Origin of the sequence: Haloarchaeobius iranensis (assembly GCF_900103505.1) — an archaeon.
GTDB classification, from domain to species: domain Archaea; phylum Halobacteriota; class Halobacteria; order Halobacteriales; family Natrialbaceae; genus Haloarchaeobius; species Haloarchaeobius iranensis.
In genome coordinates this window covers 124443-138867 of the sequence record NZ_FNIA01000003.1, presented here as the reverse complement: position 1 = coordinate 138867, position 14425 = coordinate 124443, and the positions used below count along the sequence as shown (strand labels likewise).

General features: G+C 69.3%; 14 protein-coding genes. 8 read left to right on the top strand and 6 right to left on the bottom strand.

Translation table 11 applies throughout. From position 1 onward, the window contains the following. The first annotated feature begins 4 nt into the window (after nt 1–4). Entirely contained in the window at nt 5–2428 is a 2424-nt protein-coding gene (locus BLT27_RS03530) for a DUF7527 domain-containing protein (protein ID WP_089731654.1), read from the top strand. 15 nt (nt 2429–2443) lie between these two features. On the opposite strand, the gene BLT27_RS03525 is transcribed toward BLT27_RS03530, so the two are convergent. After that, nucleotides 2444–2749, bottom strand: a complete 306-nt coding sequence (locus tag BLT27_RS03525) for a hypothetical protein (RefSeq protein ID WP_089731653.1) — start codon at nt 2747–2749, stop codon at nt 2444–2446. 188 nt (nt 2750–2937) lie between these two features. Here BLT27_RS03525 and BLT27_RS03520 point away from each other — a divergent pair, with 188 nt between their 5' ends. The 3 genes from BLT27_RS03520 (at nt 2938) to BLT27_RS03510 (ending at nt 5322) form a co-directional block, all read left to right on the top strand. Next, nucleotides 2938–4314 (top strand): adenylosuccinate synthase, encoded by a 1377-nt coding sequence (locus tag BLT27_RS03520; RefSeq protein WP_089731652.1) that lies wholly within the window; start codon nt 2938–2940, stop codon nt 4312–4314. A gap of 168 nt (nt 4315–4482) precedes the next feature. Next, nucleotides 4483–4677, top strand: a complete 195-nt coding sequence (locus BLT27_RS03515; RefSeq protein ID WP_089731651.1) for a methytransferase partner Trm112 — start codon at nt 4483–4485, stop codon at nt 4675–4677. A 60-nt stretch (nt 4678–4737) separates the two neighbouring features. After that, nucleotides 4738–5322 (top strand): DUF7524 family protein, encoded by a 585-nt coding sequence (locus BLT27_RS03510; RefSeq protein ID WP_089731650.1) that lies wholly within the window; start codon nt 4738–4740, stop codon nt 5320–5322. Nucleotides 5323–5341: 19 nt separating this feature from the next. Here BLT27_RS03510 and BLT27_RS03505 read toward each other — a convergent pair whose 3' ends face one another. Together BLT27_RS03505 and BLT27_RS03500 are read right to left on the bottom strand one after the other, a co-directional pair. Continuing rightward, complete coding sequence (locus BLT27_RS03505; protein WP_175526371.1) at nt 5342–6442, bottom strand: DR2241 family protein; 1101 nt, start codon at nt 6440–6442, stop codon at nt 5342–5344. A gap of 2 nt (nt 6443–6444) precedes the next feature. Then, nucleotides 6445–7320, bottom strand: a complete 876-nt coding sequence (locus BLT27_RS03500; protein WP_089731649.1) for a CbiX/SirB N-terminal domain-containing protein — start codon at nt 7318–7320, stop codon at nt 6445–6447. 120 nt (nt 7321–7440) lie between these two features. Here BLT27_RS03500 and BLT27_RS03495 point away from each other — a divergent pair, with 120 nt between their 5' ends. Further along, complete coding sequence (locus tag BLT27_RS03495) at nt 7441–8646, top strand: LolA family protein (protein ID WP_089731648.1); 1206 nt, start codon at nt 7441–7443, stop codon at nt 8644–8646. A gap of 14 nt (nt 8647–8660) precedes the next feature. Here BLT27_RS03495 and BLT27_RS03490 read toward each other — a convergent pair whose 3' ends face one another. Beyond that, nucleotides 8661–8861, bottom strand: a complete 201-nt coding sequence (locus BLT27_RS03490; protein WP_139172240.1) for a hypothetical protein — start codon at nt 8859–8861, stop codon at nt 8661–8663. A 524-nt stretch (nt 8862–9385) separates the two neighbouring features. On the opposite strand from BLT27_RS03490, the gene BLT27_RS03485 reads away from it, so the two are divergent. The 3 genes from BLT27_RS03485 (at nt 9386) to BLT27_RS03475 (ending at nt 13190) form a co-directional block, all read left to right on the top strand. Next, entirely contained in the window at nt 9386–10204 is an 819-nt protein-coding gene (locus BLT27_RS03485; RefSeq protein WP_089731646.1) for an aldo/keto reductase, read from the top strand. A gap of 263 nt (nt 10205–10467) precedes the next feature. Next, nucleotides 10468–11739, top strand: a complete 1272-nt coding sequence (dinB, locus tag BLT27_RS03480) for a DNA polymerase IV (RefSeq protein WP_089731645.1) — start codon at nt 10468–10470, stop codon at nt 11737–11739. Nucleotides 11740–11807: 68 nt separating this feature from the next. Beyond that, nucleotides 11808–13190, top strand: a complete 1383-nt coding sequence (locus BLT27_RS03475) for a DnaJ domain-containing protein (RefSeq protein WP_175526370.1) — start codon at nt 11808–11810, stop codon at nt 13188–13190. 17 nt (nt 13191–13207) lie between these two features. Here BLT27_RS03475 and BLT27_RS03470 read toward each other — a convergent pair whose 3' ends face one another. Further along, nucleotides 13208–13852 carry a uracil-DNA glycosylase family protein gene (locus BLT27_RS03470; protein ID WP_089731643.1) on the bottom strand — a complete coding sequence of 215 codons (645 nt, stop codon included), beginning with the start codon at nt 13850–13852 and terminating at the stop codon, nt 13208–13210. Between the two features lie 88 nt (nt 13853–13940). Continuing rightward, the gene (locus BLT27_RS03465; RefSeq protein WP_089731642.1) at nt 13941–14408 is read right to left on the bottom strand and encodes a plastocyanin/azurin family copper-binding protein; all 468 of its coding nucleotides are present in this window, start codon (nt 14406–14408) and stop codon (nt 13941–13943) included. Nucleotides 14409–14425 lie beyond the last annotated feature (17 nt).

Below are 14425 nucleotides of genomic sequence, written 5' to 3'. Positions count from 1 at the left end.
CTATATGGATTCGCGCAGAGTAGAGCGCGTCGAAGACTGGGACTCCCGTCCCTTCCCGGGCGGCTTCGCGGAGCTCCGTTCGCTCGCGGACACGGAGTTCACCGGAGCCGTGACGACCGGGACGACGTGGCTGTTCATGCTGAACGGCCGCATCATCGGGGTCTTCGACGGGACTATCGACGACTTCGACGGCTCGTCGGGCACGACGTACGAGGCACCCCATCCGTCGGTGCCGCTCCTCTTCGCGATGCAGGAGACGGGCGGCGATGAACGGGCGAACTACTACACCAACGACACACCGATCTCGGAGGCCGACTCGACGCTCACGTCGGGCAAGTTCACGGGCTACATCGAACTCTCCGAGAACGTCCTCAGCGGCGATTACTACGTCGTCTACTACGGCGGCCGTTCGATGAGCTGTGCGTTCATCGGCAACCGCGAACGCCTGCACACGGGCGACGAGGCGTTCGAGCGCGCGGACGACGAGGTCGGCATCTACACCGTGATGGACGTCGACATCGAGGTGACCGAGATTCCCGGTGGCGAGCCGGAGCCCGAGCCGGCGACCGACCCCGACGACGCGGCGACCGGCGCTGCGGCGGGCGGTGCAGCCGCCGGCACCGCGGACGCCCGGACCGACCCCACCGGGACCGACCCTACCGGGACGGGCGACGCGGCCGGCGACGAGCCGGTCGTCGCCGACGCCGCCCCGTCTGACACTGCCGACGCCAGGCGGGAGGCGGCCACGCCCCGCGACCAGCGGGACCCCGCCGACGAGTCGCCTGTCAGCGAGGCCTCCGCGCCAGCGGAGCCCGTGGTCAGCGAGGCCTCGAGCGAGCAGCCAGCGCCCACCCAGACCGAGCAACCTCGGGCGCAGGACCAGCCGCGGACGGGCGGGACCGACCCGGCGGACAGCCCGTCCGAGGACACCCAGGCCGACGGGAGCCGGCCGGCCCCGCGACGGGAGCCGTCGGCGGACCCGGAGGGCCAGCCCGGCGCGACGGACACGCGGGCCGACGCGGACCCGGCACCGGACAGCACGGCCACGAAGACGGCGACGGACGACCACGACCCCGTCCAGATTCCCGACGAGGTGCTGGAGGAGGTCGAGCGCGAGGCCGCGGACGAGGACGAGGACCCGGTGCTGGAGGAGGAAGCGGAGTGGCGGGAGACGCGCTCGATTCCCTCCATCAACCCCGACCGGTCAGAACCGACGGGCGGTGACCCAACGGCTCAGAGCTCGACGGCGCAGTCCGCGACGAGCCAGAGCACGACGCCGACCCGACGGAGCCGACGGCAGCGCCAGGACGCCGCGGACGGCCAGCAGTCGAACCCCAAGAGCGCGACCGGTCCGCAGCAGGCAAACGGCGGCTCGACCCAGCAGTCGAACCCCGGTCGGCAGGCCGGACGCACGGAGCAACAGTCCACGAACACCGCCGACAGCCGGAGCCCCGACGAGCCGCTCGAGCGGGAGATGCTCCAGCGCGAGGACAAGATCGACCGGCTCCAGCAGCAGCTCTCGAACGTCGAGGAGGAGCGCACGGAACTCCGCGAGGAGCGGGACCAGCTGGCCGACGAGAACGCCGAGCTGCGCGACGAACGCGAGGCCCTCGAGGCCGAGATAGCCGAGCTCGAGGCCGAGCTGACCGACCTCGAAGCCGAACTCGCCGCACAGCGCGGCCCGGCCGCCGACGCCACCACGCAGTTGACGCCACAGCAGGCGCTCGAGGGGACGAACCTCTTCGTCCGCTACGGCTCGAAGGGCGAGGCGACACTCGACACCGCTCACGAGGGCGAGGCCGACGCCGAGGCGGTCAACGCGAACCTCCGCATCGAGCACCACACGCAGTTCGAGGCGGACGACGCGGCGGTCGACGGCCGGCCCTACGCCGACTTCCTCCACGACAGCATCGAGTTCCGCTTCGTGGAGTGGTTCGTCCGCGACCTGCTCTACGAGATCCGCGACACCGGGAACGCGAGCGCGATGCGGGACCTCTACGACGCCATCCCGGAGGCGGACCGCGCCGAGCTCAACGGTTCGGTGTCGCTACGCTACGACGACGACGGCAACGAGCAGCGCGAGCAGACCACGTTCGACGTGGTCGTCCGCGACCGGATGGGCAACCCGCTCGTCGTCGCGAACCTGAACGACTCCCGCGACCCGACGACCGAGGAGATGATGGTCGACATCCAGGAGCGCGCCTCACGGGTCAAGCGGACCAGCGAGACCCTCGCCGGGGCGGTCGTCGTCACTGCCTCGTTCTTCGACCCGGGAGCGCTGGAGACTGCCTCCGAGGCGACGAGCGGCAGCTTCCTGAGTCGGGACTCGAAGAAGAGCTTCGTGAAACTGTCCCGGAAATCGGGCTACCACCTCTGTCTGGTGGAGTCCCGCGGCGGGGAGTTCCACATCAACGTGCCGGAGCTGTAGGAAGACGGAAACCGTTCAGTTCTCGATTTCGGCCGCGTCGTCTATCTTCATCCCGTTCATCTTCTCGACGATCTCGTCGATCTTGCCGTCGAGTTCCTCGACGAACTCGAGCGTGCGCTCGGTCGTGATTGCGCCCTGGCTCGACGGCTCGATGAGGTTCTCCTCTTCGAGGACGCGGAGGGAGTAGCGGACTTTGTGGTGGGGGTAGCCGGTCTCGTTGGACATCTTCACGATACCGATGGGTTCGTTCTCGATGACCATCTTCAGCACCTGCAGATGCCGTTCCAGCATATCGACTTCCTTCTCAAGTCGGTCTATCATGGCATTTGTTAACTTGTCGTACGGGGTTTTAAACCTTATCGTGCGAACGCGGCGAGAAACGTGGTAAATCGATGGTAGCAGTGGTTCGTGTATATGTCTTCTGGTCGGTGGGACCACGACTCAACCGCCGAGCGCGACCCGCCGTATCGAAATCGGTTTACCGGCCGCTAGAGAATCGGCGCGTGTAAATGACCGTAACCATTGTCGGGTCGCAGCTCGGCGACGAGGGCAAGGGCGGTGTCGTCGACATCTACGGCGACGGGGCCGACGTCGTCGTCCGCTACCAGGGCGGCGACAACGCGGGCCACACCGTCGTCTACGGTGGCACCGAGTACAAGCTCTCGCTCGTTCCCAGCGGGGTCGTCCGCGGTAAGGTGGGCGTCCTCGGTAACGGCTGCGTCGTGAACCCGGCGACGCTGTTCGACGAGATCGCAGACCTGCGCGAGCGGGGTCTCGACCCCGACGTGCGTGTCGCCGAGCGAGCACACGTCATCCTGCCGTACCACCGTGTGCTCGACGGCATCGAGGAGGAGGTAAAGAGCGAATCTGACCAGGAGGTCGGCACCACCGGGCGCGGCATCGGACCGACCTACGAGGACAAGGCGGGCCGCCGCGGCGTCCGTGTCGGCGACCTGCTCGACCCCGAGGTGCTGCGCGAGCGGCTCGAGTACGTCGTGCCCCAGAAGCGGGCGCTCGTCGAAGACGTGTACGGGCTCTCCATCGACGACCTCGACGACCCGGACGCGTTCGACGTCGACGCGCTGTTCGAGGAGTACCGCGAGTACGGCGAGCGACTGGCCGAGCAGGGGATGCCCGTCTCTTGCGGCGACTTCCTCGCCGACGCCATCGACGACGGCGAGCAGGTCATGTTCGAGGGTGCACAGGGCACGCTCATCGACATCGACCACGGCAGCTACCCGTACGTCACGTCGTCGAACCCGACCGCCGGCGGCGCGACCACCGGCACCGGCCTCGGGCCGGGTCTCATCGGCGACGGCGAGATCATCGGCATCGTCAAGGGCTACCTCTCCCGCGTCGGGAGCGGTCCGATGCCGACCGAGCTGGCCGGGGTCGAGGGACAGACCGCGGGATACGACGGCGACGCCGGCGAGGAGGAGGAGGAGCTCGCCACCTACATCCGCGACGAGGGTGGCGAGTACGGCACCGTCACCGGCCGCCCCCGCCGGGTCGGCTGGCTCGACGTGCCGATGCTCCGCCACGCGACCCGCGTCAGCGGGTTCACCGGCCTCGCCGTCAACCACGTCGACGTGCTCGCCGGCATGGACGAGGTGAAGGTCGGCCACAGCTACACGCTCGACGGCGAGGAGCTGCTGACGATGCCGTCGACGACCGAGCGGTGGGCGCGCTGTGAGGCGAACCTCCGCACGTTCGACGGCTGGCCCGACGTGGACTGGGACGACGTCGACGACTGGGCGGACATCCCCGAGAACGCGCGCACCTACCTGCGCTACCTCTCGGACGAGCTCGACACCGACATCTACGCCGTCGGTACCGGGCCCGACCGCGAGGACACCGTCATCCTGCAGGACCCGTACGACTCGTAGCGGGCGACCCGCAGTGCGGTGACTCCCGCTTCCGCAGTCAGCACTCGTAGCGACGCTGAGACGACCGGGACGGTCACCGGTGGCGCGGTCTCGCGCCGCCGCTCGAATCCAGGCAATCACGCACGCCGTTCCCGAAGCCTTTTGCTCTCGGTGTCCGAGGGTGCGGGTATGAAAGAATCCATGATGGACATCCTCTGCTGTCCGATGGACAAGGCCGACCTCGAACTCGAGGTGGACCACGAGGACGAGGACGAGATCGTCTCCGGCACACTCACCTGTACCGAGTGTGGCGAGGCCTACCCCATCGAGGAGGGCGTGCCGAACATGCTGCCGCCGGACATGCGCGACGACGTGCCGGCGTAATCCGGTAGCGTCGCGGAACCGAACTCGTAGACGACCGACGACCCGTCGTACTCACCGCCCATGGCACCCGAGACCCTCGTCGTCGACATCAGCCGCGAGGAGCTTCACAGCGTGGAGCCAGCCGTCGACGCGTTCGAGGCTCGCGGACCGTTCGACGTGGAGGTCCGGAACCACGGGCGAGCCGTCCACGTCCACTGCAACGTCGACGACGCGCTCTCGCGTGTCGCCACCCTGACCGAGACGAACCACTTCGTCGAGACGGAGTCGAGTACGACGTTCCGTGTCGAGGTCGCCGACGGCCCACGCCCGGTCTCCGGGGCGCTCCGGTTCGTGGCGGCCTACGGTGCGGAGGAGGCCGGGGTCCCGGTGACGATTCGGGACCCGGCGGCGACACCGGCCGTCGACCAGGCCGGTGTCCCGGGCACCGAAGAGGGCGGAACCGAGACGGCGGCGGGACGGGCGGGCGGGATGGACCCCTCGGCGCTCGCTCCCGGGCGCGACGACGCGCCGTTGCTCGCGCTGGCTGGCGTGGCGCTGCTGGTGGCGATGCTCGCGGTGGTGCTCGCGAACAGCGCCGTCGTGCTGCTCGGGGTCGGCGCGGTCCTGGTCGGGATTCTCGTCGCCGTCGTCGTCCTGTTGCGCTGAGCCCCCGCCAGCAACTCCGTCACTCCTCTGTCGGTACGCCACAGAGGTTGCCGTCATCGTCGAACCGCTTGGCCCGCAGATAGCGCGCCCGGTAGCGGTTCGCGCCCTCGTACACGTCGGCCTCGCGGATCCCCTCGGTCCGGCCGTCGGCGACGGCGTCGACGATGGCCTCGAGCTGCTCCTTCTCGCTCGGCGTGAGGTCGAACTCGTAGGTGTGCTCGTCCTCCTCCTCGAGCTTCGTCCACTTCCGGGCGGCCGCGACGACGAGCGAGCAGGGCTCCCTGCAGGGGAACGGGCCATCGCCGCCGGGCGTCTCGAGGTGGTCGTCCTCGTCGTACTGCCACTCGCGTCGTTTGAGGCACTGCGAGTCGACGCAGGCGGCCTCGGTGACCCACTCGACGGCCTCGCGGGGCAGCTCCTCGACGACACCGTAGATGCCGGTCTGGCGCTCCGCGGTCTCGCGCCAGTGGGTCACGTCGAGGGTGCCTTCCTGCTCCCGGTGCCAGTTCTCCACCGTCGCTGGGTAGACGAAGCCGAGGGCCTCCTTCAGCTCGCCGCTCGTGAGGTCGGAGAGCACCCAGCCGTCGACGAGCGACGGCGCGGTCTTCAGCGGCCGGTAGCGCCCGCTGTCGTCGTACTTCGACAGGTCGCGCAGGTTGCGCGGCTCGGTGTGGGCGGTGAGCGTCCCGCGACCGGCGTCGGCGTCGTCGACGTGACGGAGCTCGTACCGTCGGTAGCCGACCTCGCCGAGTTCGACCGTGACGAGCAGCTCACCCCACTCGTGGTGGATGCCGCCGTCGGCCATCGCGTCGTACCGTCCCCGGACGGAGTGCTCGTCGGCGGCCTCCAGCCAGCGCAGGAATGCGCGCCGGGCGGTCCCCTCGCCGCCGACGACGACGTTCCAGAAGTGCCAGTTGGAGACCCACTCGGCGTTGGCGGCGGCGACCCGTTCCAGCTCCTCGACGGAGAGGTGCTCGCGGTGGAGGTCCGGCACCTCGAACACGTAGCCGTCGTCCTCGTACTGCACCACGAGGCCGTCGAACTCGACCGGACCGCCGGTCACGGCGTCGACGAGGTCCTCGAACTGGTCGGGTGCGAGGTCAGCGTCGGTGGCCGGCATCGTCAGTCACCCGAGGCCGGGACGCCGCCGGTCGCTTCGCGGACCTTCTCGAGCGCGTCCCGGATGTCGGCACCGGCCTCGGCGGCGCGCTCGAGGATGACGTCGGCCATGAAGTCCTCGGTGCCGACCGCGCCCGCGTACCAGATGCGGTGGCCGTCGACCGCGGCGGGGGTGTCCCAGCCCGTCCGGTAGTCGTCGGTGAGGCCCATGTCCTCGGGGATGTCCTCCTGGGTGTGGTAGCCGTCGGCGACGAACAGCGGGACGACGACGACGTCCTCGCTCTCGAAGTAGTCGGTCACGTCGTCGACCTCCGGCTCCTCGTCCATGTAGAGGGCCTTCACCTCGTCGAAGCGGCCCATGTCACGGATGCGGTCCGCGTGGTACTCGATGGCCTTCGCGGAGTTCTCGTTGCGCTCGGTGCCGTGGCCGACGACCGAGAGGCCGAACCCCTCGCCGACGTCGGGGTCCTCGGTGACCGACTCGGCGCGTTTGACGATGACATCGGACATCGCGTCGTGGGTCCCGACCGGGCCACAGTAGTGGATGGTCTTGTCCACGTCCTCCGCGTACAGCGTCGCCTGCGAGGCGCTCGTCCCGTCGGACTCCCACAGGTCGGGGTCCCACTCGTCGAGCCGGAGCTCGCGGGGGATGACCTCCTCGGTGAAGTAGCCCTCGCTGATGAACAGGGGGACGACGAACACCTCCTCGGACTCCACGGTCCGGAGCGCGTCGCGGAAACTCGGTTCCTCCTTCCAGAACGCCTCGCGCACCTCGTCGAACGCGCCCGACTCGCGGATGGTGTCCGCGTGGGCGTAGGTCGGTGTGCTCGACGCCGGGTTGAGGTGCGACCCGTGTGCCACGATGACCAGCGCTTGCATACGCACCGCTCAGGCTGGCACATCCTTAGGGACTTCGTCTGCGGTACCCCGCGTCAGCCGGTTCGCACGGCTCGCGCGGACGGAAACGCCTAATTATCATCGGGCGTAACACTCGCGAAAATGTCGGCCCTCCCTCGCTCTCTCGTCGCCGTCGCGCTCCTGCTCGTCGTCGGTGCTGGCTGTCTGGGTCTCGTCGACGACGGCGAACAGGCGACCCCGACGGTCGACGGCGAGGCGGCCGTCGAGGCCTACGAGTCCATCGACGGCGTCCACGCGGTCGTCGAGACGACCATCACCCACGGGAACAGCACCGAACACCGTGAGTCGGCGGTGTGGCTCCGGCCCGCCAGTGGCGCGGTCCGCGAGGAGGTCCGTGAACCGGACGCCCGCCGGGGCAACGTCGTCGTCGCCAACGGCTCGCAGCTCTGGGTGTACAACGAGAGCCGGGGCGTCGTCCGGACGCAGTCCTACGAACGCGGCCAGGGGGACGCGATCAGGATGGACACGTTCCTCCGACAGGTGTTCGACGCGGTCGCGGCCAGCGACAACGAGACGGTCCAGTCCCCGCCGACCGTCGGCATGGGCCCCGCGCCGTCGGTGCCCGTCGAGGACGAACCCGACGCGGCGGTCAGGAACGCGACGACGCGGGTCGAGAACTACACCGCGTCCTACGAGGGTACGGAGACCGTCGCGGGCCGCGAGACCCACGTCGTCGAACTGGCCCCCCGCGGCGACGTCGCGAGGGTGGCGTCGGACGCACGCATCCGGTACTACCTCGACAGCGAGCGCTACTTCCCGACGAAGGTGACCCAGTCGATGACGGTCAACGGGAAGGAGTTCCGCGTCGTCTCGGAGTACACGAACGTCGATTTCGACCCGGACATCCCCGACTCGCGGTTCCGCTTCGCCCCGCCCGAGGACGCGAGCGTGGTCGACCTCGACGAGAGCCAGGAGACGTTCGAGACGCGCGCCGCGGCGGCGGCGAACGTCTCGACGACGCTTCCGGAGCCGGACGTGCCCGACGGGTACGAGCCGTCCCAGGTTGGCGTGCTCCGGGGCGAGGTCACGACCGTGACGGTGTTCTACCGGAACGACGCCGGCGACGTCCTCTACGTGAGCAAGCACTCGGAGCCCCGCTCGACCGGTTCGGCGGAGGGTGACACCGTCGAAATCGGCGACACCGAGGGCCGCTACGTCGCGACGGACTCGCTGGGGTCGGTCGTCTGGTCCTGCGGCGACGGCCCGCAGTACGCCGGCGTCTCGGTCGAGGGGTCGCTCTCGCGGTCCGAACTCGTCGCCGTCGCTCGGTCGGTCGGCTGCGAGTAACCGTTGCCGCCCGCCTAGTGGGCCGGCTCGAACGCCGGCGCGAAGTCGACCTCCGTCGCCGGCACGAGCAGTAGTATCTCCTCCCGCGGCGTCTCGACGAGCTGGCGGTCGGTGTCTGTCTCCCAGAGGTGCGCCGTCCAGCGTCCGGACTCGACGTTCTCGACGACCTCGCTCGCGGTGTAGTACTCGCCGTTCGAGGCGACGTACGTCGACATCAGCACACCCCCGCGTGGCCGGTTCCGCGGTCGGTTACGTCGGGCGCTTCGGGTCGCTCCTCGCCGGCGTCGTGGAGTATCGAAGCCACACGAGAGGAATCGGCAGGGAGCCGCTAAAGCGTTCCTACGATTGTGAAACGGTGACACAATGAGACTACCGAGCGCTCCGCTCGGCGGTCTCGATGGCCGGGTGTGAGGCGACGGTCGGTCCGGGTGCGTCGGTCGCACCGCTCCCGGCTCGAATGTCGGGAGAAGAACTCAGTCGTCTCGCGGCTCGTCCGGCGACTCGTCCCCTCGCTCCCAGACGTTGGTGACGGACTCCCCGTTCGGTGGCGTGTGGCTGACCTCTTTCATCGTGCGGTTGTCGTTCGTCATCGTGGTACCTCGTAGCACGAGACTTGTATAAAAGGGTTTCTGGCAACTCGTTATAAGAATTAGTAGCATATTAATACCTAATATCCATGGTGGCGACGGTGCAGTCCGAAGTGTCAAGGCCTATGCCGACCCGAGCCCAACGCCGTGGCATGGAGTACGAAACGGTCCAGGGGACCGCCGTCCCGAAGATCGGCCTCGGCACCTGGCAGACCGACGGCCAGGAGACCTACGGCGCAGTCCGTACCGCGCTGGCCGCGGGGTACCGACACATCGACACCGCCCAGGCGTACGACAACGAGCGCTACGTCGGCAACGCCATCCACGACGCCGACGTGGACCGCGAGGACGTCTTCCTCACCACGAAAGTCCGTCCGGACCGATTCCGCCCAGGTCGCCTCAAGCGCTCGGTCGCCAACAGCATCCGCCGCCTCGACACCTCCTACGTCGACCTCCTGCTGCTGCACTGGCCGAACCCGCTCGCCGACCTCCGCGAGACGATGGAGGCCATGGCCGACCTCGTCGAACGTGGCGACGTCCGCCACGTCGGCGTCTCGAACTTCTCGAAGAAGCGCCTCATGAAGGCACAGCGCGTCTCACCCGAGCCCATCTTCACCAACCAGGTGAAGCTCCACCCGTTCAAACCCCAGCGGGACCTCCTGCGCTACTGCCAGGACTCGAACGTCCTGCTCACCGCCTACTCACCGCTCGGCACCGGCGGGGTCCTCGACGACGACCTCCTCCGGTCCATCGGCACGCGCTACGACAAGACCCCCGCGCAGGTCGCGCTCCGCTGGGCGACCCAGCACCGGAACGTCGTCGCCATCCCCAAATCCACCAGCGAGGACCACATCGAACAGAACATCGACATCTTCGATTTCAAGCTCGACCGCGACGAACTGGACCGCATCGCCCGTCCCGACCCCGTCAGGAACGGGCTGGCGTTCGCGAAGGGTTCGATCGGTATCTGAGCCGCCCACGAACCGCCGTTCCGGCGGCGGTAGCTCCCAGCCAGCACCCACGTTCTCGACATCAACCCCGTACTCGGACGCGGAGCGGGGCACAGCACCACGGCCCACCTTCGCCACACTCCTCCCGGACCGGCCGGTGCTGACCGCGAGGACACTGTTCGGGCGTGCGTCGTACCGGGCTGGAACCAGCCACGGGCGACGGCACTGACGGACCGGACGGAACACTCATCCACCTCGCTCCCCAACCGACAGCCGAACACGCGATGGCCGACCCGGAGGACCCGACCCGACCCGGTGAACGTCTCCCAGGCGTCTCGCCGGCGCAGGACGCCCAGGACCGCATCGTCCTGCACGTCGACATCGACTGCTTCTACGCGGCCTGTGAACGGCTTCGCGAGCCCGAGCTCCGGGGCGAGCCGGTCGTGGTGGGGATGGGGTACGAGCCGGGCGACGACACGGGCGCGGTGGCGACGGCGAGCTACGAGGCCCGGGAGTACGGCGTCGAGAGCGCGCAGGCCATCACGACCGCGCTGGAGCGACTCCCGCGGCGGGCCGACGCGGACGACCTCGAGGGGACGGGGCTGTACCGGCCCGTCGACCTGGACTACTACGACGCCGTGGCGGGCGACGTGAAGGCCATCCTCCACGACTGCGCGGACACGGTCCGCGAGGTGAGCATCGACGAGGCGTATCTGGACGTGACCGAGCGGACGGACTGGAGCGTCGCCGAGGGGTTCGCGAGACACGTCAAACAGCGCATCGAGCGCGAGGTCGGCGTCGTCGCCAGCGTCGGCGTGGCACCGAACATGAGCGCCGCGAAGGTCGCGAGCGACCACGACAAGCCCGACGGACTGGTCGTGGTACCGCCGGCGGAGCTGCGAGGCTTCCTCGAACCGCTGCCGGTCGAGGAGATCCACGGCGTCGGCCCGGTGACGGCCCGCGAGTTGCGGGACGAGTTCGACGTCGAGACCGCCGGCGACCTCGCTGGCTCGGACCGCCGGGCGCTGGCGGAGCGCTTCGGCGACCGCGGCCCGGAGCTCCGCGACCGGGCGCGGGGGAACGACGACCGTGCGGTGACACCGCGAGGGCTGCCGAAGAGCTTCTCGCGGGAGTCGGCCTTCGGGGAGCCCGTCACGGAGCCCGAGCCGAAGCGCGAGCAGGTGCGGACGCTCGCCGAGGCCGTCGCAGACCGCGCCGACCGCGAGGGCGCGCTCTACCGGACCATCGGCATCAAGGCCGTCGAGCCGCCGTTCGACGTGAACACCCGCGAACGGTCGCTGCCGGGGCCGGTCGCCGACGGACAGCTGGTCGTCGAGACTGCACTGGAGCTCCTCGCGGAGTTCGACGACGCGCCGGTGCGGAAGGTCGGTGTCCGGGTCTCGAACCTCGCCTTCACCGAGCGGAACCAGGCGAGCCTCGACTCCTGGGACTCCGGGGGCGGCCGTGAGACCGCAGCGGGGCCGTCGCAGGACCGCTCGCGACGGCGCGGGGCGGACGGGACCGACGGCCAGTCCACGCTGGCCGATTTCCAGTAGCCACCGCCGCGGCCAATGGAACTTATATGGCCCGGCACCCGAGATGGAATAGACGTACTCTCATCAGCATGGCTGACGACGATATGGACTTCTACGAACTTCTGGAGATAGACGAGGACGCCTCCCAGGCCGAGGTGAAGGAGGCGTTCCGGTCCAAGGTCCGCGAGTATCATCCGGACCTCAACGACGACCCCGACGCCCCCGCCCAGTTCAACGCCCTCAAGAAAGCCTACGAGACCCTCAACGACTCCTCGGAGCGGAACGCCTACGACCGACTCGGGCACAAGGACTACGTCGCAAAGCGCATCGGCGGCTTCCCCTCCGGCGACATCTGGGGGAGCGGCTCCAGCGACAGCGGTGAGTCCGACAGCTCGACGAGCCGGGCGAGCGGCTCTGCGACCAGCTCGCGGACCACGAGTCGCTCCACGGGCTCGACGCGCAGCGGGCGAACCCGTTCCAGCGGTAGTTCGGGCAGCAGCCGGTCCAGCGGTAGTTCGGGCAGCAGCCGGTCCAGCGGTAGTTCGGGCAGCAGCCGGTCCAGCGGCAGTTCGGGCAGCACTGGCACCTCGCGGAGCTCCGCCAGCCAGTCCGCGACCTCGAAGGCGTCACAGCGGACGAGTCGGGGTAGCAGCAGTTCGACCGGGAGCACCTCCTCGTCCCGAAGCGCCGGCGGGTCGACACGGAGCACGTCGACCAACAGCGGGCACTCGGCCGACGGCACGCGGACCTCGCCCGCAACGGGGACCAGCACGGGCGGCTGGACCGACAACGCGCTGTTCAACTGGTGGAACGGCCTGAGCCTCGGCTGGCCGCTCATGCTCTCGGCGGTGCTCCTCTACATCGCCGGACTGGTCCAGTACGGGCTGGCTCACGAGAGCGGGCTGTCCACGCTCGCGGACCGCCTGCGCGCCGCCGGTACCGACACCGCGGCCCTGCAGGCCGCTCTCGTCGAGTCGCGACACGGACTCACCCAGCCAGCCACGTTCATCGCCGAGGAGGGCGCGCTGGTGACCGAGCCACCCCTCCCGACACGGCAGTGGTACGGCGCGCTCGCCGGCCTCGTCGGCGTCACCGTCCTCGTGTTCGCGCTCAACCGGGCGGTCCGCGCCCGGCGGCCGTACAAGTGGGTGACCGTCAACGAGACCGTCGGGGTCTCGCTCGCCGTCGCCATCGCGGCAGGGGCGTACGGCGGCCTGCTGCTGGCCGGCGCGCTCGTCCTGCCGCTGGTCTACCTGGTCATCATCCGACACACGCGGATGGCACAGCAGTTCAAGCCGACGTACCTCTACGTCGTCGGTGTCTCTGCACCGCTGGTCGGACTCGTGCTCGACGCCGCGGAGGCCGCGCCGATGCTCGCCGTGGACCTGCTGGTGATGCTCCTGCCGCTGCTCTCGGTCGTGGTCCTGCTGTTGAGCGCGTTCGTCCGGCCGAAGATCGCGGCCCGTCTCTGACCGCCGCCGTCCGTCGGTCACCCGACCCGCGTCGCGACGCCCTTCGTCTGCCGGTAATCCGAGTCGAGGATGGCCCGCAGTCGCTCGCGGAGCGCGTCCGCCTCCCTATCGTCCCACGTCTCCGGGTCCGCGACCGGCACCACGAGGAACCCCCGCCCCCTGACCTCCGTCGCGTGTATCGCCCGGTCGTCGATGGGGTCCGGGAACCGACGCCTGAGCGTCGTGTACTCCCGGACAACTCGGTCGATGGCCGTCGCGCCCACCGGGAGGATAATGTGGGCGTTGATGGCGCGGAACTCCGCGTCGAAGAACCGTTCCATGAACTCGTAGTCCTCGGCGGTCGGTTCGCGCCCATCGGGCAACCGGGGCATGAACAGGTAGCTCATGAAGAGGTTCGTCGGCTCCGGCGCGTCGCTGTACGGGTCGGCGAGGAACCCCACGTCGTACAGCACGCCCTGCAGTCGGCGCGCACCCTCGGTCTCCGTGAACGGGACACCGGTCGTCTCCCCGCCGTGCTGGGCGGACGACGCACCGACGACGTGGAAGTCGGCGTTCGCGTCGCCGTAGCCGGGGACGGCGGCCGGCCCGTCGTCGACAGGCGGATACTCCGGGGGCGGGCGCATGTCGAACGGGTTCGACACCCGGTCCGTTACGTTCTCCACGCCAACCGGTAGTCAAGGGGCTGGTATCAAGTTCTCGGCTCGGACGGGGTCCGCCGTCCAGCCGCGTCGCCCCGACCGCCGTGGCTGCTCACTCCACGATGACCTGTCCCGTCATCCCCGCGCCACGGTGCGGGTCGCAGTAGTACCGGTAGGTGCCGGCCACCCCGAAGGTGAACTCGTGGACGAAGCCAGCGGACTCCGTCGACGGCACGCCGACCCACTCCGCGCCGTCGGGTTGGCTCTCGGGCGTGACGGTGTGGCCGCCGGAGTCCCACTCGAACGTGACCGCCGTCCCCGCCGGAACCGCGATGGTCGCCGGTGAGAACGAGAGCGACCCGCCGGGACCGACGACGACCGTCGAGTCGACGCCCTCGCTGGTCGTCGTGGCTGTCGTCGTCGGCTCGACGGTCGGCGTCCCGGTCTCCATCGCGGTCGTCTCCGGTGGTTCGGTCGTCGCATCCCCGCCGTCGTCACCGCCACCGCCGCCGAGACAGCCAGCGAGGCCGGCCGCAAGGGGGACCGTCCCCAGCAGTGCGCGTCGTGAGTATCGACCCATACGTTACGTGACGCGCC